This is a genomic window from Paenibacillus sp. KACC 21273 (genome assembly GCF_028736095.1).
GTDB lineage: Bacteria > Bacillota > Bacilli > Paenibacillales > Paenibacillaceae > Saccharibacillus > Saccharibacillus kyungheensis.
Genome location: NZ_CP117876.1, coordinates 1,752,045 through 1,773,173, shown reverse-complemented (window position 1 = coordinate 1,773,173; position 21,129 = coordinate 1,752,045). Strand labels below are relative to the sequence as shown.

The window sequence follows — 21,129 nt, the reverse complement described above, 5'->3', positions numbered from 1 at the left end:
TTAGTCCCCCCCACCGCTCTTATCATGCAATACTACCGACATTACAGCCCCTTGTCCTTTTTTTACATTTTTAAATGGAGCATAACTCCATGATCGGACACGATCAGGGTTAGTAATAACCATCGGAGTTGCAAGTGACGGTGCGTTTTTTTGCAATGTTTCCAAATCAAACTTAATCAATAATTGCCCGGCTTCGACTACATCGCCAGCAGCTACAACCGCTTCAAAGCAGCCTTTTTGCTGAGAGGTATCAATACCGATATGAAGCAATATTTCGACACCTTCTGATGTACCGATACCGATCGCATGCATCGTAGGATACAGATGCATAATCGTTCCAGCTACAGGCGAGACCAGTTCACCACTTTCAGGCAAAAAGGCTACTCCTTCACCGACTAACTTACCTGCAAAAATCTGATCAGGCACTTCAGATAGGGCAATCATTTTACCCTGTACAGGTGCACAAAATTGAACATGTGTCAGATCGCGATCCATCAACTTCCGAATTTCTTCACGAATCAATTCCGAATATGTTCCAAATACAATCTGTACATTACCGCCACCTAACTTGATCAATCCTGCTGAACCCAGTGACTTTAACGCACGGCTATCTATAGCACGATCATTAACGACCGTTAATCTCAATCTTGTAATACAAGCTTCTACGCGTACAATATTTTCTTTGCCACCTAATGCTTGTAAAATAAGCGGTGTCTGATACGGAATATTTCCTACCCAATCGCCTAATGTAGAAGCTTCTTCACGACCTGGTGTCGGAATTCGGAAGCGCCGAATCGCAAATCGGAAAATAAAGTAATACGCTAGTCCATAAGCTATTCCAATCGGAATTAACATCCATGCATTGCTTGATAAATGATAATTCAGCACATAGTCGATCGCTCCTGCTGAATACGAAAAGCCATGATGAATATCTAACGCATACGTAATCCACATTGCGAGTCCAGATAATACGATATGAATACCGAATAACCATGGAGAAGCAAATAAAAAGGCAAACTCAATCTGCTCGGATACGCCTGTTAAAAAGCACACTAGAGCAGCACGCATAAATGTTTTACGTACTTTGGGCTTCAAGTCTTCACGTGCTTCTTGGATAATCGCTAATGCCGTTGCTGGCAAAGCGAACATCATCACCGGATATAATCCTGCCATATAAATACCGGCTGTCGGATCGCCACTAAAAAAGCGTGGTAAATCGCCTTGTACGATATCTCCATGGCTTTCATACGAACCGATCTGGAACCATACAATATTATTCAATAAATGATGCAGTCCAAAAGCAGACAAAATGCGATATAAGGCTCCATATAAAAAGAGTCCAAACCCGCCCATCGTCGATAATCCCCATGTCAGCCCATTTAATAGGTGCTGTAATATGGGAGCGAACCACAACATGACGTAAGCAAACACAGAAGAGAATAACCCCATAAACAGCAAAACAAAACGCGATCCGCCAAAAAACTGGATCGCTTCGGGAAGACGTACATTTTTGAATCGCCTGTACACTGCCCCGGCAATGATACCCATCATAATTCCAATCAATGTGGAAGGCTGTATCAAATCACTGCTAAAATGCTTGGTCACCTGATCATATAATGCCATTCCGGCAAAAGCAGCAAGCCCTGCGGTGCCTGCTTGATTAGCAAGCCCTAACGCAACACCTATCGCAAAAATAAACGGTAAATAATGAAAAATACTTTGACCTGCTATTGTAGCTACCTCAGAGACGACAGGTAAGCCCCATGCTCCCCATGGAAGCCCTCCTACACTGAGCAAAATAGCCGCTGCCGGAAGTACCATGGTAGGAAGCATAATAGCTCTTCCGAACTGTTGCAGGGAACCTAGCCAATTCAACGCGCCCTCCCCCTTCCTATACCTGATGGTACGCTGTAGGCCATGTTTTGTCAAAGCGGCTCTATATGATAAGAATGTCATTATTTCCTCATTTTCATATATAACATACACCTATTTTAGAATCTATTCTATACCTATTCGGCAAAACACAATGAAATGAAAAAAAAATATAGAAAAGCCTGATCAGATATCCTACAGACTTTTCTATATTTTTATGAATTGCCTATACTGTACAGGATAGGATCAGGTATATTATTCTACATTTATACTCTTACAGGGCGCACAATCGCTTCTTCTACTTTAATACAACGATCCATAATCATATCAATACCCTGTTCTTCTGCGATCTGTGCTGCTTCATTATTGACTACACCTAATTGCAACCAGATCGTTTTGGCACCCACATCTACTGCTTCTCTAGCAATATCTGCGCAATATTCACTACGACGGAATACATTGACCATATCAATCGGTTCAGGAACATCTTTAAGACTGGCATAACACGTTTCGCCTAGAATCTTCTGACCTGCTGCTTGTGGATTAACAGGAATAATACGATATCCCCGATTTTGCATCGCTGCGGATACCATATACGATGTACGATCCATTTTGTCAGAAAGTCCTACTACTGCAATATTGCCTACGTTTTCCAAAATCGTTTTGATTTCTTCTCGTGAAGGATTGGTAAAAGCCATCTTGATCTTCCTCCTTGATGTGTATTTGATCATGAAAAGTGGATGAGTCTATTCAGCTATATATGAATGCTTATATTAACCTTGTACCCATTCTATATTAGCCCCAAGCGCCTGAATATGATCAAAGTACTGTGGATATGACTTCGCTACATGATGAGCATCACGAATAACAATCGGTTGCTTCGCACGTAAGCCAACAATAGACAGCGCCATAATGACACGATGATCGTAATGAGCATCGATCGTTACACCGCCTTCTACTCCTTCAGGACGACCATGTACGATGATCTCTGCTTGACGTTCTTCTACATTTGCTCCTGCTTTGCGAAGCTCTGTCAAATAATCAGTAATCCGGTCACATTCTTTATAACGTAAATTTTCTACATTATAGAAGCGTGATGTTCCTTCTGCAAATACAGCCGCGGCTACCATCGCAAGGACAGCATCTGTAGCAGCATCTCCATCAAATTCGACCGCTTGGAGTTGACCTGTTCCTTTAACATGGACAATATCATTTTCATGCGTTAACGGAACTTGCATCATTTGCAATACATCAACTACTGCTTTTTCCCCTTGCTTACTTTCTACAGGTAGACGGTGAATAATAACATCAGACTTTGTCACAGCCGCTGCTGCAAGTACAGCCGCGGATCCAGGGTAATCTCCTTGTACAGTATAAGATTGAGCTACATATTTTTGACGACCAGGTACTTTATATGTCATGAGGTCTTCACTAGCTTCAATTGTAATACCTGCTTGAGCTAATACTTCAAGTGTCTGACCTACGACTACTTTGGATTTGAGATCATGTAGGACTGTAATTTCACTATCTTCTTCTAATAAAGGAGTCAAAAATAACAGCGCACTCAAATACTGTGAACTTACGCTACCGGATACAGTAATCTTGCCACCACGCGGCTGACCTCCACGAATCGTAATCGGTAATCTTCCGTTCTGATGCTCTACTTCTACACCTAATTGACCTAATGATGTAATCAGATCATCATGTGGACGTTTACCCAGTGAATCAGGATATGTATTCACAAACGTCACTTCAGGGCACAATGCAGCAATGGCCATCAAAAAGCGTAGTACAGCGCCAGCATTTCCTACATTAAGCTCTTTTACATCTACAGGTTTACTACCAAAACCTGTTATCACTATTTTCTCATCATCTTCTTCCAACACAGCGCCTAAATCTCGAATACAACGACGCATAGCATCACTATCTTCACTATGTGCTGGAAAATGAATCGTACTTGTTCCTTCTGCTAGAGCAGCGACTAACAAATAGCGAGTCGTATAATTTTTAGAAGATAACGCTCCGATTTCTCCTTTGAGTTCAGGGGTAGGGGTAACAATAACATCCATGAGTTCAATCTCCTTTAAATAAAATAATAATATTTATATAGTGATACAATTGCTTATATGTTTGGTATTTCTTTGCAGTTATCGGCTGACTTCAATTGACAGTCAAGAACACGCTTCGGTATGATAAAGAAGTTAAAACACATTCAGAAATGAGGGTATAACATATATGTCTAATCCTACTCAGATCGACACGGATGAACTGCGCGAACGCATAGCGGCAGGAGAAAAATTGCAATTGATTGATGTACGTGAAGATGAAGAAGTGAACCAGGGTATGATCGACGGTGCCAAACATATTCCTTTGGGTCAAATTCCTGATCGTCTGAATGAAATCGATAAAACGTTACCGACTGTTTTGATTTGTCGTAGTGGATACCGTAGTGAACGTGCTCGCGAATACTTACAACAGTTAGGTTACGACCATTGCCTTAATATGTCTGGCGGTATGATTGATTGGGTTGAAAATCAATAATATATAGCTAGATTTTACTCAAAAGACTTGTTGACTTCATGTAACAAGTCTTTTACTTTCGCACCTAAACATTAAAAAGCTTGAACGCGGTAACGTGTTAAAACATGTGAAGCCACTTCATCAGGATTCAAAAGCGATGTATCTACCGTAACATGTGCAAATTGATAAGCATGTTTACGTTGCTCCATAATACTACTTACCCGTTCATACGTATCTCCTGCAAGTAACGGACGGTTATCATCTCCGCCTACTCGCTGTACAATATGATCAATATCCGCAGTCAGACAGACTACAAGCCCTTTCGCGATCATCAGATCACAATTTTCAGCACGCAGTACTGAACCACCACCTGTAGAAACAATCTGCCCTTTTTGCTCTAATACGCTAGCAAGCGTTTGGCTTTCAAGCTCACGAAAATACAATTCTCCTTTGGAAGCGAAAATATCCTGTACACTCATACCTTCTGATTCTGCAATCACTGCATCAATATCAACTAATGGATATTGTAATAAATCAGCTAGTAATGTGCCTACGGTTGTTTTACCTGTGCCCATCATTCCAACCAGTATAATATTGGAATGTACACTATCTTCTGATTGATGCACTATATCTACACCTCTTTCAACAACTATGCTATTCCACCCATCATAGCATAGAGATAAAACATAAGACAATCATTCGTTTTGATGAAAAAAGCGCACTGGCTTTTCCTATATTTATAGGAGTACCAGTGCGCTTTGATATATTTAATATGATAGTCAGCAGACTATTCTTGCATCCATTCGTGATGGAAAGTACCTTCTTTGTCCAAACGTTTGAAAGTATGCGCACCGAAATAATCGCGTTGAGCTTGTAACAAGTTCGCTGGCAATCTTTCTGTACGATAGCTATCAAAATAAGCCAATGCGCTGGAGAATCCAGGAACAGGAATACCATATTTCACAGCGATCGATACTACTTCACGCCATGCATCTTGATATTCTTCAACTACACCTTTGAAGTAATCATCAAGCAATAGGTTTTTCAAGCCAGAATCTTTGTCATACGCATCTTTGATGTTTTGCAAGAAACGTGAACGGATAATACAGCCACCGCGGAAGATCATAGCGATGTTACCATATTTCAAATCCCAACCGTATTCGTCAGAAGCTGCACGCATTTGTGCGAAGCCTTGAGCGTAAGATACGATTTTGGAAGCGAACAATGCTCTGCGTACTGCTTCGATAAATTCAGCTTTATCGCCTGCAAAAGCATCTGTTTTAGGTCCGTTTAAAATTTTGCTAGCTGCTACACGTTCTTCTTTCATTGCAGACAAGAAACGTGCAAATACAGATTCAGTGATCATAGACAAAGGAACACCTAGATCAAGTGAACTTTGACTTGTCCATTTACCTGTACCTTTTTGACCAGCAGAATCAAGAATCACATCAACCATCGGTTTGCCTGTTTCTTCATCATATTTAGAGAAGATATCTGCTGTGATCTCGATCAAGTAACTATCCAACTCGCCTTTGTTCCACTCGCTGAAAATCGATTGCAATTCTTCAGCAGATGTTCCTAGAACAGATGTAAGCAAGTTATATGCTTCACCAATCAACTGCATATCGCCATATTCGATACCGTTATGCACCATTTTTACATAGTGTCCAGCACCGTCTGGTCCGATATATGTACAGCAAGGGTCGCCATCGACTTTAGCCGAAATCGCTGTAAGAATAGGTTCTACTAATTTATAAGCACTTTCTTGTCCACCTGGCATAATAGCAGGTCCTTTAAGTGCGCCTTCTTCACCACCGGATACACCTGTACCGATAAAGCGGAATCCTTGAGCTTCCAAGTCTTTGCTACGACGCTGCGTATCAGGGAAGTAAGCATTACCACCATCAATAATGATGTCGCCTTCAGTTAAGAAAGGAATCAATTGTTCAATTGTAGAATCGGTTGCAGATCCTGCTTGAACCATAATTAGAATTTTGCGTGGAACTTCTAAAGAATTCACGAACTCTTCAATAGAAAATGTTCCTGTTAAATTTTTACCTTTTGCTTCTTCAAGCAAATCGTTCGTTTTTTGCGGAGAACGATTGAATACAGATACTGTGAAGCCTCTGCTTTCAATATTTAAAGCTAAGTTCTTACCCATAACGGCAAGACCGATAACACCAATTTGTTGTTTAGACATTTCTGGTTCTCCATCCTTTGCTTCAATATTTTGTATTCATGATTTTGCATAAAATAAGTTGGTTCAATTCATCATTTTACAGGTTTTAATGTCATAAGGAAAGTCTCAAAACGTGATCTGACCAAAATTCATAGAATTGTTGAAAGAATTGTGAATATTTTGGCTATTTCAACAAATTATTTTGGAGATCACGTTTTAAAGTTTACTTTTCCAAACGAATCAGTTCAAAACGAAGATTTTCCAACACTTTTTTACATTCATCAATTTTTTCAGTATCGCCTGTTTTGATAGCTTCATTCAATCGATCAAGGGACTCGTCAATTTGGGTCTCTATATTTTCCAATCTCTCTTCACCTTCCGTTGATAAAAAAAGTGTGTGTAACGCTTCATGCGTTAACGTTGATTCTTTTTGATACAAAACACGTTGTTCAAAACCAGAAATTTCGACCATTCGAATCACTTCGCCAAACAGAATATTCTCAACTAAAATTTGTTGATCTTTAAATCGTTTGACAATAGCATGACCACGCGTATCACCGATTAGTTTTTCCATCCATTCCGACAAACGTGAATCATGGATACGATAATCTCCGATCAATTTGTATCCTTCTTGCGTTTGTTGAAAACGTAATTTGGTCATATGATCATCTGTACGGATCGAGACGATAAATGAATCCTCTGTTTCTCTCCAATACAATGAATACCCTTCTTTGATCAAATCACGAATCAAATTCTGAATATCACGACGTTCAAAACGCAATTCCAAGTTACAATACTCTACTTCATAACTTTTGTTCATAGTAGTACCTCCTTTTTAACATTGGTTTATCTGTATGTGGGTCTATATATCTGTTTAGCTGTTCTGTAGTTAATTGATAAAATATACAAAAAAAAGTATAAATAACGAATACTGTTTCTGAAATGGTACCTATGAAGAGTATAGTTATCTGTTGCATCTTTAGTACAATATATACTTAATATAATTTTACCCCTTTACAAGGTTGTCTAAGCACTAAAGCATACAGTCACATGTAATCTTCATGAAATAATTGCCTGCTCCTATGCTATAATAAACGCTGATTATCTCTACATTGATATGGATTGATTTGGAAAGAGAGGCATGACAAAGATGAATAATATTGAATTTAACGGTTTTGATTCTAAAGACTTTGATGTATTCACGATTGATGGATTAGAACCACGTATGGATGCATTGATTAGCACGATTCGACCTAAATTAACAACAATTGGTGAACAGATACAGCCTTATCTAGCTACATTATGTGGTGAAGAGATGTATGTGCATGTTGCCAAGCATGCTCGTCGTACGGTCAATCCACCTAAAGATACATGGGTAGCATGGGCATCGAATAAACGTGGTTATAAAGCATTGCCTCATTTTGAAGTAGGTATGTTTGGTAGTCATGTCTTTATTGTGTTTGCTATTATTTATGAAAGTCCACGTAAACTTGATTTTGGAAAAGCGCTTCAGAAAGATTGGAAAAAGGTAAAACAAATGATTCCAGATGAATTTTACTGGTCTACTGATCATATGTCGCCACAAGCTAATATTCAGGGAGAATTGGATGATCAATACTGGCTAGATACTGCTGAACGATTACAAAATGTCAAAAAATCCGAAATCGTATGTGGATTACGGATCGAAAAAGATGATCCTTTACTTCAAGATGGCAAAGCTTTTATCGAAAAAGTAGAACAGACTTTTGAACAATTGCTTCCGTTGTACCGTATGGCATTTTAATATACTATTGTGAAAATAAAAAAACCTTATCTACTGTTATGCAGATAAGGTTTTTTGCATCTGTTTTTTTCATATATTGTTCATTAACTATTTGAGGAAGATAATTTTCGGGTATGACGTATCATAATCCAGTGAATCCCGAATAAAATAAACATAGAGCTGGCACTAACAAAAAACGGCGCTTGAGGGCTGATGATATCCCATAACTTTCCCGATACCAAAGGGCCAATAACAAGCCCTGATCCTTGTAATGTCAAAAATAATCCCCAGATCATACCGCGCTCTTGTGCAGGTACAAGATTAGCCAGTAACGAGTTCCATGCTGGTAAAATCATCGCGTAACTAAGACCAATACCTATTACAAATATCCATATCCAAGCCAGTATCGTTGTAGAAGCAATCCCTATTAACGCTGTCCCTGCTAATAAAAATCCGATATGCAAAAAAAATCGACTGCCCCACCGATCGATCAGACGACCTGCTGGAATTAGACCCAAAGCAGTAACACCACCACCAGCAATTAACAATCCATTAAAATAAGCGGGGGTTAATCCTAACTGACTGATTACGTATAAAGTAATAATAGGCGTCAAAATACCTAAAGCAAAAGATTGCAAAAAAAGGGCTGGATACAATAGCGGATGAATATGTAGTGAACGAATCAACGCTATATATTGCTGTACCCGTTGTTTACCAGTCATACGTGTCACCGATACATGAGGTACAGATAATTGATTTGCATGAAGTGATCCAGTAGTAGCATCGTTGTGTTGCTCGGTTTCATGGTGACTCCCTGTTGCTATAGAAGCTGATTCTTTACGACCGGGTAAGCATAATGCGATAGCTAGTACAACAGTCATAAAAATCAACATCATCCATAATGTAGATTGGTACGATGTATCACTAATCCAATTGACTGTAACTGGTCCAAGCCCCGCTCCTCCAAGAGAAGCAATCTCGATAATACTCATAGATGTTCCGTATTTTCCATCTGCATGTGACAGATCGGTGATCTTGGACATTACACAAGGCCATAATGGAGCACTGCCAACCCCCATCACACCACAAGCAAATATTAACCAGCCTGTACTTTTTTCTGTTGCCATAATAAATACTGCACCTAAGACAAGGATCATACCAATCGACATAATCATCCGAAATCCTAATCGTTCTGCTAACCAACCCGCAGGACCTCGAAGTGCATTATCACCTACATACTGCAAAGCAAAAGCAATACCGATAGCAAAAGCAGGCAATCCAAGTACATGCCCCATATATACAGGTAACAAAGTAACTAATAATCCACCTTTAACAAATTCAACTAAAAAAATAAGTAACCACAGGCATACAAATACAAAAATATTGCGTTGACGATTTTTGGCTTGATTCTGATGATCTGTGTCAGCATTTGAAATTGATACCATTAATAACGATGACTCCCTTCAAGTCTACCCTTGAATGTATACCCATTTATCTTATATGCATTTTATCTTATCATAATAACTATTGCATTCCCCCCACGTTTTGCTATACTCATTTTGTTTGGCAAAATGTTGGATAAGCATTTTAGCCTCAGAATAATTACTTTACCTCAGAAAGGTTGTGACAGCTTCAATGGATCATAAGCAAACGCCGCTTTTCACCGCTCTACGAGAGCACGCGGCAAGCAATCCCGTCCAATTCCATATTCCAGGGCACAAAAAAGGAATCGGCAGTGATCAGGAATTCCGAGAGTTTGTGGGTGATAATACCCTTTCTATAGATCTGATCAATATTGCACCACTTGATGATTTGCACCAACCTATGGGTGTTATCGAGCAAGCACAAAAATTAGCTGCTGATGCTTTTGGTGCTGATTATACGTATTTTTCAGTACAGGGAACAAGTGGCGCTATTATGACAATGATTTTGTCAGTTTGTTCGCCGGGTGACAAAATTATCGTTCCACGTAATGTACACAAATCGATTATGTCTGCTATTATTTTTGCAGGAGCGAAGCCAGTATTCGTTTCTCCAGCACGTGATGAAAATTTGGGGATTGATCATGGAATTACGACTTCTTCTGTACGTCGTGCTCTAGATCGTCATCCTGATGCCAAAGCAGTGCTTGTGATTAACCCAACTTATTTCGGAGTCTGCGCTGATCTAAAAGAAATCGTTGATCTTTCTCATAGTCGTGGTGTACCTGTATTGGTTGATGAAGCGCATGGTGTATTGATTCATTTCCATAAAGACTTGCCGATCTCTGCGATGGAAGCTGGAGCAGATATGGCAGCTACCAGTGTACATAAGCTAGGTGGCTCGATGACACAAAGTTCGGTGTTAAATCTAAATGTTAAAAATGGACATGTGAATCCTCACCGCGTACAGACCATTATTAGCATGCTGACGACAACCTCTACTTCATACATCCTATTAGCGTCTTTAGATACGTCACGCCGCAATCTAGCGCTTAACGGACATGATATGGCAGAGCGTACGATTCAATTGGCGCAAGAAACTCGTCAAAAGATCAATGATATTCCGGGATTATACTGCTTTGGTAAAGAATTACTTGGCGGTGAAGCAACGTTTAACTATGATCCGACTAAGCTGACTATTCATATTCGTCATTTAGGTATTACGGGATATGATGCAGAGAACTGGTTACGTGAGCATTACAATCTAGAGATTGAACTCAGTGATATGTATAATATTTTGTGTCTGGTAACTCCAGGTGATACGCAGGATAGTGTCGATATTCTGGTGCGCTCTTTGACCGATATGGCATCTCAATATTACAGCACGGACGGTTCTAAAGAAATTCATGAACTGGTTGTCAAAATTCCAGAGATTCCGCAATTGTCACTGATTCCGCGTGATGCTTTTTACGGTGATACAGAAGTGGTTCCTTTTAAAGAATCCGCAGGACGTATTATCGCTGAATTTATTTATGTGTATCCGCCAGGTATTCCTATTTTGTTACCGGGTGAAGTAATTTCGCAAGAAAATATTGATTATATTACCGATCATGTTGAAGTAGGATTGCCGGTCAAAGGACCTGAAGATCGTACTGTACATCATGTAAAAGTAATCGTAGAAACAGACGCTATTTTCTAAATTCGTACTCTTTTCTATTGAAAGAGACCAGATAGAATACAAAAAAAGCCGGAGTGAATACTGTATAGAAATATACAATATCCATTCCGGCTTTATTTATAACGATATTGAATCTTATTCAGATTCTTCGATAAGCTCGCCGTATGCTTTCTCTACAGCTGCCCATTCTTTTTCGTCTTCGATATTTTGCAATTCGAATCCGTCTTCTTCTTCTTCAAGACGCATGATATAACCATCTGCTTCAGGGTTACCACGCTCTAATAGAAGTGCATATAGTTTCTCGCCAACATCAAATGTTTCAACAAGAACCATTTCTACATCATTACCTTCATCGTCAGTCAATGTTAATACATATTCTTCCGCTTCGTGGTCATGGTCGTGATCATGATTACAATTTTCATCATGTACGTGTTTATCGCTCATTAGGATAACCTACTTTCGGTATAAAATTGAATGTCATTTAGGTTCATAAATAGGTGTAATACCTTGCATTCATGAAATAATACTTGTGTATCTTACCACTTTCCCCTAGACAGGTCAATTGAGAGCCACACCTTCTATAGATCATCGCTACTGTGTGTTCATTATTATTGATTTAGCGCTGTAATTACTTTTTGTGAGACAAGCACATAATCGCTAGCTTTAGACTTTTTCATATAAAATCCAACCGTATATTTCCCTGCGGTATTAAAATCATACGTGAAATCGTATGTGCGGAACCAGAAGTTATCTTTTTGTTGCGTGATATCCTGACTTTGGATATCTTTTTGATTGCCTGAAGGATCAATAATAGCCACTTTGACGCCTACAATATCTGTTTGTAGATTGTCTACCTGACTAAATACATTGAATTTGAGCTTTCCTTTACTGACGTTGCCAAACGCCGTATCATTTTTGAATAAAAAGATATGTACGTTGGGTTTGGTAAGTTTGACGGTTTTGGCATCATTATCATAATCGACAAGACCTTGAATTTCACGCAAAGGCACATAGGTTTTGCCATCGATCATGTAAGCTCCATCACTGACCTCACTTCCATTAATCCATACTTTAATCTTTTGACTTACAGCATCTGCAAATAGCACCGAACTGCTCATTAAGAAAAAGGCTAATGCACAGACTGCAACTCTTTTCCATATCACGTAAAAACCCCTCCTTTTATATTTAGAAAAAGCTTATCGACTCCAATTCTTTCTGTATTATAAAAGCATTGTATCTCTATGCTGATCTTCTTATAGATATATACTCCAATAGTCCCGTTCAGTTGCGGTAAAAAAATTGTAACCTTTTGACAAGTACGATTCTCGCACGATTGCTGTTTCAACTATCATTAAACCAATTACGTGTGGTTGTATCTTTATCTGCATTTATGCCAGAATCCAATTCCTGCATTTCCCTTCTGGCTTATATTCATGGTACATTGAGAAGGAAGAATGTCTGATGATTGGATAGACATCTCTTTATTACATGCACCATACAGACAGGAGGAATACTGTGTCTATTGAACTACAGATGCTAGGAACAGGTAATGCTTTTGCCAAAAATTATCATAATAATAATGCATTGATTCATGTAGGTGACTATACGCTAATGGTGGATTGCGGTATTACAGCTCCGCTTGCGTTACACCAGTTAGGCAAAACTGTTAATGAAATTGATGCGATTCTGATTACTCATATTCATGGAGATCATGTAGGTGGTCTTGAAGAATTAGGATTTCAGATGAAATTTATCTATAATCGTAAACCGGTTCTATATATTGCTAGTACATTAGTACGTCCTTTGTGGGAACACACATTATCAGGTGGTATGACGCAAGAAGGAATAGAGCGGATTGAAGATGTATTTGATGTAAGACCGATTGTGGCTGAACAACCGATCACGTTAACCGAAGGATTGGATATCGAATTAATTCAGACACCTCATATTGATGGAAAAAATAGCTATTCGTTTTTAGTAAATGAGACTATTTTTTATAGTGGAGATATGAAATTCCAGCCTCATCTATTGGAACATTTAGTCTATGAGCGTGGGGTTCAGACGATTCTGCATGATTGCCAGTTACATCCTCCGGGTATCGTACATGCGACACTGGATGAATTGTTATCTTTACCCGAGCAAGTACGTTCGACTATTTTGTTGATGCATTATAATGATGACAAAGAAGATTTTATCGGCAAAACCAAAGAGATGACCTTTTTGGAGCAACATCAATTTTATACATTGGGTTAATTCCCTTTTGAAATACAACAAAAAAACCGTGCCAGATACAATTGGCGCGGTTTTGCTATGTTAACAACGATTGATAACGATCATAATAATTTAGATGGTAACCACAAGTTGCTTTTTCATACTAACATGAGCAATACCTGCATCTTCAAAAGGCTCTTCGGAAATTGTGATATATCCCATTTTATTGTAAAATCCTTCGGCTTGACATTGAGAATCAAGTAAAGCTTTTTCAAATCCATTTTGGCGCGCATAATTTTCCATACCCAAAAGAATAGATTTGCCATACCCACCTCTACGATAACCAGGTAATACAGCAATACGTTGCATTTTAGCTGCTCCGTTTTCATAACGAATCATACGACCTGCGGCAATATTCTCGCCATCTTTTTGTAACAGAAAATGATAAGCTACGCCATCATTGGGCAATTGATCATACTCATCTACTTCTCTGCTTTCAGGAACTTTCTGCTCTACAACAAATACTTGTCTCCGAATATTCAAGCATTCTTCTAACTGTTGTTGAGTTTGTACGCGTATCACTTCTATCGCCATTTTATTTTGCTCCTTCGATCTTCCCATTGTGTACTCTTTACAATTGTATCATATAAATAGAAGATAAAGACGGCTGTTATTAGCATTGGATACATAATTTATATTTAAATCCTATAATCTTCGTTCTAAAACATACAAAAAAACAGCCCTTTTCTATATGAAAAAGAGCTGTTTGATCTGATAATTATTGATGTGGTACAAATGCTTGATTTAACTTTTCGATATCTTGGGCAAGCATTTCTTCTGTATATTTTCCCTGTCCGAAATTGACCAGCGCCCGTAACGGCATTCCTTTAACCATCGCTGACATCATATCATCACTAGCGTCGAACAATTGTCCCATACCTGAACGATCCAGCAATTCTTTCGCCAGTTGCTCTGTTTTGGGATGAGTCGTAATATCGCCCATCGTGGTGTTGCGATCAATCGTCAGCGGAAGTTCTACACTGGATTGAACGTTGATCGATTGTTGGACATGAATATCACGAGAAGAAGAACCGATCAGAATCTCAAATGTTCCTGATTCCACATGCCAGTCTGCTAAATCTACATTGTAATAAGCAAATGCACGCTTATCGAGTGTAAAGTCTACGGTCTGACTTTCTCCTGCTTGTAGATGCACTTTAGCAAATCCTTTGAGTTCTTTCTCCGGACGTATCACTATACTTTCACTATCTTTTACATATAATTGTACAATTTCTTTGCCTGCTACTTGACCTGTATTGGTAATCTTCACACTTACTTTTACTTGATCTTGATCGCTGTATTGCTCACGATCGACTTTGAGATCACTGTATGCAAATGTAGTGTAGCTTAACCCGTAACCGAACGGGAATAGAGGTTGGATCTGCTTGGTGTCATAATAACGATAGCCGACAAAAATACCTTCACGATACTCTACCCGATCTTGTTCACCTGGAAAGTTCAAAAAGGATGGATTGTCGCTTAACTGCATAGGGAAAGTCTCAGCTAATTTTCCGCTTGGACTCACTTCACCAAATAGTAAATCGGCAACTGCACCACCAAATGCTTGTCCGCCCAAGTACCCTTCTAGTACTGCTTTGGCATGTCCTATCCATGGCATTACCACAGGTGAACCATTGCTAAGTACAACAATCAAATTAGGCTGCACTTTGGCAATTTCTTCGATTAAATGCTGATGATTTTGTGGGATATGAAGATGCGTACGATCATATCCTTCTGATTCATAACGATCAGGGAGCCCTGTAAATAACACTACAACTTCAGCTTTTTCTGCTAATTGTACAGCTTCTTGAACTAATTCTTCTTTGATATCATCGCTATCCAGATCATAGCCAGCTGCATACGATACATGACCTTGATCCCCAACAAGCTTGGTCATTTCATCCAATGCTTTATCCAGTTGTGTAGGATTCACATGGGAACTACCGCCACCTTGATAACGTGGATTTTGAGCAAACTCACCGATCACCGCAATATTTCCTTTTTTAGCAAGCGGTAATAGTTGATCTTCATTTTTAAGTAAAACCATACTTTCTTGACCTATTTTACGGGCTAGTGCATGGTGCTCTTCTGCCTCATATGAACTATCTTGTTGACGCTGTTCTACTGCTTTGAAAATAAATTCTAAAATTCGTGTTACTGCTCGATCGACAACTTTTCCGTCCAATTGTCCTTCTTGTACAGCTTTGACGATTTTGGCATCACCGATACCATTGTTTGCAGGCATTTCAAGTTCTAGACCTGCTCGCAGACCGTCTACACGTTCATTAACAGCGCCCCAATCTGACACTACAAATCCTTCAAATCCCCATTCTTCACGTAATACTTTGGTTAATAGAAATTCATTTTCACCAGTATATATTCCATTTAATTTGTTATATGAACACATCACACTCCAGGGTTGAGATTGCTTAACAGCTCCTTCAAAGCTAGCTAGATAAATTTCACGTAATGTACGTTCATCCACAATAGCATCTACACTCATACGACGTTCTTCTTGATTATTAGCGGCAAAATGTTTAAGTGATGTACCTACACCTTGACTTTGTACGCCTTGAATATGATGAGCTGCTAATTCAGCAGAAAGATACGGATCTTCTGAAAAGTATTCAAAGTTACGTCCGCATAACGGAGAGCGTTTGATATTAGTCCCTGGTCCAAGCAAAACAGCGACATTCTCTGCTTGCGATTCTTGACCGAGTGCTTCCCCTACTTGACGAATAAGATCGCGGTTCCAAGAAGAAGCCATTCCTGCGGCTGACGGGAAACAGGTAGCCGGTACACTATCGTTCAACCCCAAGTGATCCGCTTCTTTAGCTTGCTTACGTAATCCATGCGGGCCATCTGTCATCATTACAGATGGAATATTTAGACGTTCGATAGGTTGTGTGTTCCAAAAATCAAGACCTGAACAAAGACTAGCTTTTTCTTCAAGTGTCATTTGCGATAATAGTTGTGGAATATCTGTTTTCATAAGTCCTCCTTAAATGGCTATACCTAAAATCAATCTTCATTAATTCATTTACCCAATATAAGCATAAGCTGAAATGTATAGGCTGTATGGTACGATCCATATGTAATTGGTACTTATTTTGAAAACAACAAATAACACTTGAAAAAGAAACGTATGTTCGTATATAATAAGAATATAAATAAGAACAAATGTTCGGATAGGAGTACATGCTATGTTATCTAAATATGTAGGTGAAATTGTGGAAATTGTATATATGGATCGTTCTAATCAACTGACACAGCGACGTATCGAGATTAAGCATATTCGCAAAGGTCTAGTCTATGCTGACTGTCTACGTACAGGTAGTCCGCGTACATTTCGCGAAGATCAGATTCTTGCGTGGCAACCTGCGAAGTCCAAGCTCAAGCCTACGATTAAGCCTGTTCAACCGCTTCATCCTCGTCTGACTGGATATACTGCATCTCCGATTATAGATGCTACAGCTCACCAGACTACTGAATCTTCTACTGCTATAACTCAATCTGTCGTCAGACCTACTGCTACAAGACGTAAATTCATCTCGATTACAACTACCCGTTCTCTTCGTCATTCTACAACGCCTAATGTTGCTTCTACTTCTCCTACGCAAGTTTCGTAATCATAGCTGCGCCAGTTACATTTATCGTTATGGTGATAATGTTTATTTCTATAATATCCATCTTTCAACTCCATACTCTCCTCTTATATCTATCACAAAAAGCGCAGCTTCCCATAGAAGTCTGCGCTTGACTTGATATCTTTTGTGTTAGTTCAATCAGGTTTTACAATCATCATAATATCGAAGAAGCTGACAATCTCAACAGCAATTGATCATAGTTATTGAGTCGCTCAGGATCATGGATAATCTGACCTGATTCTACATAGCTGATCTGACCTGTTCCTTCACCGATCTGAGAACGTTGTTGCAAAATACGGTACAGATTACGTGCAGTTCCTTCTCCACCATCAATAATATCGACTTCTTCAGGAAAGAAATGATGCAAATGTTCTCTAAAATAAGGAAAATGCGTACATCCTAATACGATAGTACCATATTGATTGAGATCCAATCCTGCTAGCGCTTGTTGTAAATAAGACTGTACCTCTACCTCTGCAAACTGTCTTTTTTCTGCTAGTTGTACAAGACCTGGCAAAGCCAAACTTTCCACAATATCAGCTGTATCTATCGAACGTACCAAATTTTGAAATTTTTCTTCTCGTAATGTTAATGTTGTTGCTAAAACCAGTACTTTTTTGTGCTTGATCATACTGTTCTGCACAGCAGGCTTAACTGCCGGTTCAATCCCAAGAATAGGAAAATCATAACGCTGACGTAGATCATTCACCGCTATACTGGTTGCTGTATTACAAGCGATTACCAATGCTTTGATATGTTGGGCTGCCAGATAATCTACCGCATCAAAAATATACTGACGCACCTCGTCTTTGGGCTTTTCACCGTAAGGCACATGTTGAGTATCTGCGTAAAATAGATAGTCTTCTGCTGGCAATACTTTGAGCACTTCATGTAAAACAGTTAATCCACCAATCCCCGAGTCAAAAACTCCAATTTTCAATGTATTCACTCTTCTTTCAAGACGGCAACTTGTTGTCTTTGTAATAAAATCGTTCTATGATTATAACTTTTTTGAATTCATTTTTAAAATAAACTTGAGATATGCTTTTAGATTACTCGTTGTTGTCTGTAGATTCTGTAGGATTCAGTTCATCTTCGTTTTCTTGTTCTGTCGATTGAATATAAGTGACTGATTCGTGCAATAACTGAGCAAATGATTCAGGATAATCATGATCCAGTTCAGGCAGTTCAATATACTGGTAATCTACATGAGCTTCTTGAAGTGCTTCGATCAGTTCCATTGTGCCCGGTAGACAATCGTCATCCCATTCTCCGCACATAATCGAAAGCTTCACTCCAGCTTCTTGTAACCCTGCTAGACCTTGCTCCCATTCTGATGCTTCTGGCAACCATGGTGCTAATAGAATCAAGCCACTGAACGCTGTAGGCTCTTGAATCGCTGTATATAATGCTACTCTTGCACCTGCGGAAAATCCTCCTACAATCGGCTTGAGTGACGGTGTAGCAGGGCTTTGCGCATCTTCTGTCATAATATCACTAAGATGCCATTTCAACTCTTCTACCCCTTGCTCTACATCTTCCCATTCATATGCATCTGTAAAAAGAATTTGTGAAGATTGAGGTAAAGCTAACCGGTAATGATGATCAAGTAGACTGATCCAGTACGGTTCTGCAATCTCCATATTTTCCTGATCACCATGTAGCGCAATAATGGTCTGCTTTATCGTATGATCTTCTTGATCATGTGGATACAAAATTTTCAATTCAGGTGTAGACTCTTCACGTGCTAGTGTTTCTCGTTCTGCGCATAGTTCTACTAATTTCTGAAATTCACCTTGATCACGCAAAGACTTCAAATCTTCTTCTTCCAGCAAATACGTTGAAGAATACCAATACCCTTTTTCCAAAATAGCTTCTTGTAATAATTGCAATGCTTCTGTATTCATGCCTGACGCCGCCGCTAACGAATAACGAAAATTATACACTTGTGCATCGTTACCTTTCACTTCATGAGCATGTTCAGTTATATAGGTATACGCTTCTTGACTGCTATTCTCTGCCAAAATTTCAAGTGTTCGATTAATAAGACGTGTATATGTTAGTGTAGTCATGTCTTCAGCTCCTATACTTTCAAAATAAGAAAAACCCTTGAAATGGTTATTCAAGGGTTCTTGCATACGTATTGTACCAAATTCTAGTGCGATAACCTATTCTATCTTATTGCGCGGTTACAGCACCATCGATAGAATATACTGCCCCATTAATATAAGGAGCTTCATCACCTAATAGGAAAGCTACCAGATTCGCAATTTCCTCTGGTCTACCTAAACGTCCAGAAGGAATACTGTCTACTGTTGCTTTCATCGTCTCTGGATTTTGTCTACCAAATTCAGCGACCATCGGTGTCTCAATCGTACCGGGTGCAATCGCATTAACACGAATATGATCTTTGCCGTATTCAATCGCTGCTGTACGTGTTAAGCCGATGATACCATGTTTGCTAGCGGCATAAGGACCTACTGTCTGTACGCCTACTACACCTGCAGTAGAAGCTGTATTGACGATCGAACCGCCGCCTGTTTTGAGCATTTCAGGAATTACGTATTTCATTCCATAAAAAGCTCCACGCAAATTAATATTAATAATCTGATCGAATTGCTCAATCGTATGATCTGCTAACTTTAGCCCCGGGCCTGAAATGCCTGCATTATTGAAAAACATATCTATACGCCCAAATGTAGCTACCGTTTGCTCAACAAACTGCTCTACCTGTGGTGCTTGACTGACATCAGCAGCGATAAACAGGGCTGTTCCACCTTTGGCTTCGATCATAGATACGGTTTCTTGACCAGCAGTTTCAGAGATATCGACAACAACTACACTCACTCCGTTATCACTTAACTTCAGAGCGGTTGCTTGACCAAGACCGCTTCCAGCTCCTGTAATAATAGCTACTTTGGATTGTGTATTCATTCTATTCCTCCATCAGAAGTATTCTGAATACATAGCATTATCGCATGCTGGTATCAGACTTACTTACAAGTATTTATACTCTAAGTATAGACTGATTTTTATTTTTCTACACGACTAAGAAAAGCTTTGGTACGGTCTAATTGAGGATTCTCAAAAATCTGTTGCGGAGTACCGGATTCAGCAATCTCGCCTTTATCCATAAAGATCACCCGATCCGCTACATCTCTAGCAAAATTCATCTCATGTGTGACAACAACCATCGTGATTTTTTCTTGCGCTAGTTGTTGCATCACTCGTAATACTTCACCTGTTAATTCTGGATCAAGCGCTGAAGTCGGTTCATCAAATAATAAAATATCAGGATTAAGCATCAATGCTCTCGCAATCGCTACCCGTTGCTTCTGCCCGCCGGACAGATTAGCTGGTAACACATTGGCTTTATCAAGCAATCCGACTTTATTCAAAATGACTTCACTGCGTTTGCGAATATCAGCTATACTTTCTTTTTTGACCGCTTTGGGAGCCAATTCCAAATTCTGTTGCACCGTCAAATGCGGAAATAAATTAAAGTGCTGAAAAACCATTCCCATACGTGACGTTATTTTTTTGATCTGACTTGCATTAGTATACTTGCCGTTCTCTACTAATGCTTGACCTTGAAATAAAATGCTGCCGCTGTTGACTTCTTCCAGATGAATAAGACTGCGTAACATAGTACTTTTGCCAGAGCCAGAAGGTCCGATAATAGCCACTACTTCTCCAGGTTCAACTGTAAAATTAACACCTTTTAACACTTCTAGGTCGCCAAAACTTTTTTTGAGTTGTTGTACTTCAATCATAGTCAT

At 39.2% G+C, this 21,129-nt stretch carries 20 protein-coding genes; 5 read left to right on the top strand and 15 right to left on the bottom strand.

Annotated features, from left to right (window positions below; all coding sequences use genetic code 11):
• The 3 genes from PQ460_RS08065 to aroA all read right to left on the bottom strand — a co-directional run bounded on the left by PQ460_RS08065 (window position 1) and on the right by aroA (window position 3,941).
• Window positions 1–1,875, bottom strand: coding sequence for a glucose PTS transporter subunit IIA (locus PQ460_RS08065; RefSeq protein WP_273613033.1), 1,875 nt, complete (start codon window positions 1,873–1,875; stop codon window positions 1–3).
• Between the two features lie 263 nt (window positions 1,876–2,138).
• Window positions 2,139–2,570, bottom strand: coding sequence for a CoA-binding protein (locus PQ460_RS08060; protein ID WP_273613034.1), 432 nt, complete (start codon window positions 2,568–2,570; stop codon window positions 2,139–2,141).
• Window positions 2,571–2,645: 75 nt separating this feature from the next.
• Entirely contained in the window at window positions 2,646–3,941 is a 1,296-nt protein-coding gene (gene aroA / locus PQ460_RS08055) for a 3-phosphoshikimate 1-carboxyvinyltransferase (RefSeq protein ID WP_273613035.1), read from the bottom strand.
• A gap of 166 nt (window positions 3,942–4,107) precedes the next feature.
• Here aroA and PQ460_RS08050 point away from each other — a divergent pair, with 166 nt between their 5' ends.
• A complete protein-coding gene (locus tag PQ460_RS08050) occupies window positions 4,108–4,413 on the top strand; it encodes a rhodanese-like domain-containing protein (RefSeq protein ID WP_273613036.1) in 306 nt (101 codons plus the stop codon).
• Window positions 4,414–4,484: 71 nt separating this feature from the next.
• Here the strand turns inward: PQ460_RS08050 and PQ460_RS08045 are convergent, their stop codons facing one another.
• The 3 genes from PQ460_RS08045 to PQ460_RS08035 form a co-directional block, all read right to left on the bottom strand.
• Window positions 4,485–5,018: a shikimate kinase gene (locus PQ460_RS08045; RefSeq protein WP_274172307.1), complete on the bottom strand. Its 534-nt coding sequence runs from the start codon at window positions 5,016–5,018 to the stop codon at window positions 4,485–4,487.
• 161 nt (window positions 5,019–5,179) lie between these two features.
• Window positions 5,180–6,592, bottom strand: a complete 1,413-nt coding sequence (gene gndA, locus PQ460_RS08040) for an NADP-dependent phosphogluconate dehydrogenase (protein ID WP_204823337.1) — start codon at window positions 6,590–6,592, stop codon at window positions 5,180–5,182.
• A gap of 202 nt (window positions 6,593–6,794) precedes the next feature.
• Window positions 6,795–7,391, bottom strand: a complete 597-nt coding sequence (locus PQ460_RS08035; protein WP_273613038.1) for a hypothetical protein — start codon at window positions 7,389–7,391, stop codon at window positions 6,795–6,797.
• Between the two features lie 339 nt (window positions 7,392–7,730).
• Here PQ460_RS08035 and PQ460_RS08030 point away from each other — a divergent pair, with 339 nt between their 5' ends.
• Window positions 7,731–8,354 carry a YktB family protein gene (locus PQ460_RS08030; RefSeq protein WP_274172895.1) on the top strand — a complete coding sequence of 208 codons (624 nt, stop codon included), beginning with the start codon at window positions 7,731–7,733 and terminating at the stop codon, window positions 8,352–8,354.
• Window positions 8,355–8,437: 83 nt separating this feature from the next.
• Here PQ460_RS08030 and PQ460_RS08025 read toward each other — a convergent pair whose 3' ends face one another.
• Window positions 8,438–9,778 (bottom strand): MFS transporter, encoded by a 1,341-nt coding sequence (locus PQ460_RS08025; protein WP_274172306.1) that lies wholly within the window; start codon window positions 9,776–9,778, stop codon window positions 8,438–8,440.
• Between the two features lie 190 nt (window positions 9,779–9,968).
• On the opposite strand from PQ460_RS08025, the gene PQ460_RS08020 reads away from it, so the two are divergent.
• Window positions 9,969–11,453, top strand: a complete 1,485-nt coding sequence (locus PQ460_RS08020) for an aminotransferase class I/II-fold pyridoxal phosphate-dependent enzyme (protein WP_204823334.1) — start codon at window positions 9,969–9,971, stop codon at window positions 11,451–11,453.
• Window positions 11,454–11,567: 114 nt separating this feature from the next.
• Here the strand turns inward: PQ460_RS08020 and PQ460_RS08015 are convergent, their stop codons facing one another.
• Together PQ460_RS08015 and PQ460_RS08010 are read right to left on the bottom strand one after the other, a co-directional pair.
• Complete coding sequence (locus PQ460_RS08015) at window positions 11,568–11,876, bottom strand: DUF1292 domain-containing protein (protein ID WP_069329002.1); 309 nt, start codon at window positions 11,874–11,876, stop codon at window positions 11,568–11,570.
• 164 nt (window positions 11,877–12,040) lie between these two features.
• Window positions 12,041–12,595 carry a stalk domain-containing protein gene (locus PQ460_RS08010; protein WP_273613041.1) on the bottom strand — a complete coding sequence of 185 codons (555 nt, stop codon included), beginning with the start codon at window positions 12,593–12,595 and terminating at the stop codon, window positions 12,041–12,043.
• A gap of 352 nt (window positions 12,596–12,947) precedes the next feature.
• Between PQ460_RS08010 and PQ460_RS08005 the strand changes: the two genes are divergently transcribed.
• A complete protein-coding gene (locus PQ460_RS08005) occupies window positions 12,948–13,685 on the top strand; it encodes an MBL fold metallo-hydrolase (RefSeq protein WP_273613042.1) in 738 nt (245 codons plus the stop codon).
• Between the two features lie 90 nt (window positions 13,686–13,775).
• Here PQ460_RS08005 and PQ460_RS08000 read toward each other — a convergent pair whose 3' ends face one another.
• Both PQ460_RS08000 and PQ460_RS07995 read right to left on the bottom strand, forming a co-directional pair.
• A complete protein-coding gene (locus PQ460_RS08000; protein WP_273613043.1) occupies window positions 13,776–14,237 on the bottom strand; it encodes a GNAT family N-acetyltransferase in 462 nt (153 codons plus the stop codon).
• A gap of 184 nt (window positions 14,238–14,421) precedes the next feature.
• Window positions 14,422–16,695, bottom strand: a complete 2,274-nt coding sequence (locus tag PQ460_RS07995; protein WP_274172305.1) for a glycoside hydrolase family 3 C-terminal domain-containing protein — start codon at window positions 16,693–16,695, stop codon at window positions 14,422–14,424.
• Window positions 16,696–16,906: 211 nt separating this feature from the next.
• Between PQ460_RS07995 and PQ460_RS07990 the strand changes: the two genes are divergently transcribed.
• Complete coding sequence (locus tag PQ460_RS07990; protein ID WP_274172304.1) at window positions 16,907–17,332, top strand: hypothetical protein; 426 nt, start codon at window positions 16,907–16,909, stop codon at window positions 17,330–17,332.
• 172 nt (window positions 17,333–17,504) lie between these two features.
• On the opposite strand, the gene murI is transcribed toward PQ460_RS07990, so the two are convergent.
• From murI to PQ460_RS07970, 4 genes are all read right to left on the bottom strand, one after another.
• Complete coding sequence (gene murI / locus PQ460_RS07985; RefSeq protein WP_274172303.1) at window positions 17,505–18,290, bottom strand: glutamate racemase; 786 nt, start codon at window positions 18,288–18,290, stop codon at window positions 17,505–17,507.
• 112 nt (window positions 18,291–18,402) lie between these two features.
• Complete coding sequence (locus PQ460_RS07980; protein WP_274172302.1) at window positions 18,403–19,422, bottom strand: alpha/beta hydrolase; 1,020 nt, start codon at window positions 19,420–19,422, stop codon at window positions 18,403–18,405.
• 106 nt (window positions 19,423–19,528) lie between these two features.
• Window positions 19,529–20,284 (bottom strand): SDR family NAD(P)-dependent oxidoreductase, encoded by a 756-nt coding sequence (locus PQ460_RS07975; protein WP_273613048.1) that lies wholly within the window; start codon window positions 20,282–20,284, stop codon window positions 19,529–19,531.
• 98 nt (window positions 20,285–20,382) lie between these two features.
• Window positions 20,383–21,129, bottom strand: a complete 747-nt coding sequence (locus PQ460_RS07970) for an amino acid ABC transporter ATP-binding protein (RefSeq protein WP_274172301.1) — start codon at window positions 21,127–21,129, stop codon at window positions 20,383–20,385.

Bases quoted from the DNA above. Each gene is read 5' to 3' on its own strand.
- PQ460_RS07975 (WP_273613048.1), bottom strand. From the start codon at position 20,284: ATGAATACACAATCCAAAGTAGCTATTATTACAGGAGCTGGAAGCGGT.
- PQ460_RS07970 (WP_274172301.1), bottom strand. From the start codon at position 21,129: ATGACTATGATTGAAGTACAACAACTCAAAAAAAGTTTTGGCGACCTA.
- aroA (WP_273613035.1), bottom strand. From the start codon at position 3,941: ATGGATGTTATTGTTACCCCTACCCCTGAACTCAAAGGAGAAATCGGA.
- PQ460_RS08050 (WP_273613036.1), top strand. From the start codon at position 4,108: ATGTCTAATCCTACTCAGATCGACACGGATGAACTGCGCGAACGCATA.
- PQ460_RS08000 (WP_273613043.1), bottom strand. From the start codon at position 14,237: ATGGCGATAGAAGTGATACGCGTACAAACTCAACAACAGTTAGAAGAA.
- PQ460_RS08060 (WP_273613034.1), bottom strand. From the start codon at position 2,570: ATGGCTTTTACCAATCCTTCACGAGAAGAAATCAAAACGATTTTGGAA.
- PQ460_RS07995 (WP_274172305.1), bottom strand. From the start codon at position 16,695: ATGAAAACAGATATTCCACAACTATTATCGCAAATGACACTTGAAGAA.
- gndA (WP_204823337.1), bottom strand. From the start codon at position 6,592: ATGTCTAAACAACAAATTGGTGTTATCGGTCTTGCCGTTATGGGTAAG.
- PQ460_RS08015 (WP_069329002.1), bottom strand. From the start codon at position 11,876: ATGAGCGATAAACACGTACATGATGAAAATTGTAATCATGATCACGAC.
- PQ460_RS07990 (WP_274172304.1), top strand. From the start codon at position 16,907: ATGTTATCTAAATATGTAGGTGAAATTGTGGAAATTGTATATATGGAT.
- PQ460_RS07980 (WP_274172302.1), bottom strand. From the start codon at position 19,422: ATGACTACACTAACATATACACGTCTTATTAATCGAACACTTGAAATT.
- PQ460_RS08020 (WP_204823334.1), top strand. From the start codon at position 9,969: ATGGATCATAAGCAAACGCCGCTTTTCACCGCTCTACGAGAGCACGCG.
- PQ460_RS08025 (WP_274172306.1), bottom strand. From the start codon at position 9,778: ATGGTATCAATTTCAAATGCTGACACAGATCATCAGAATCAAGCCAAA.
- PQ460_RS08035 (WP_273613038.1), bottom strand. From the start codon at position 7,391: ATGAACAAAAGTTATGAAGTAGAGTATTGTAACTTGGAATTGCGTTTT.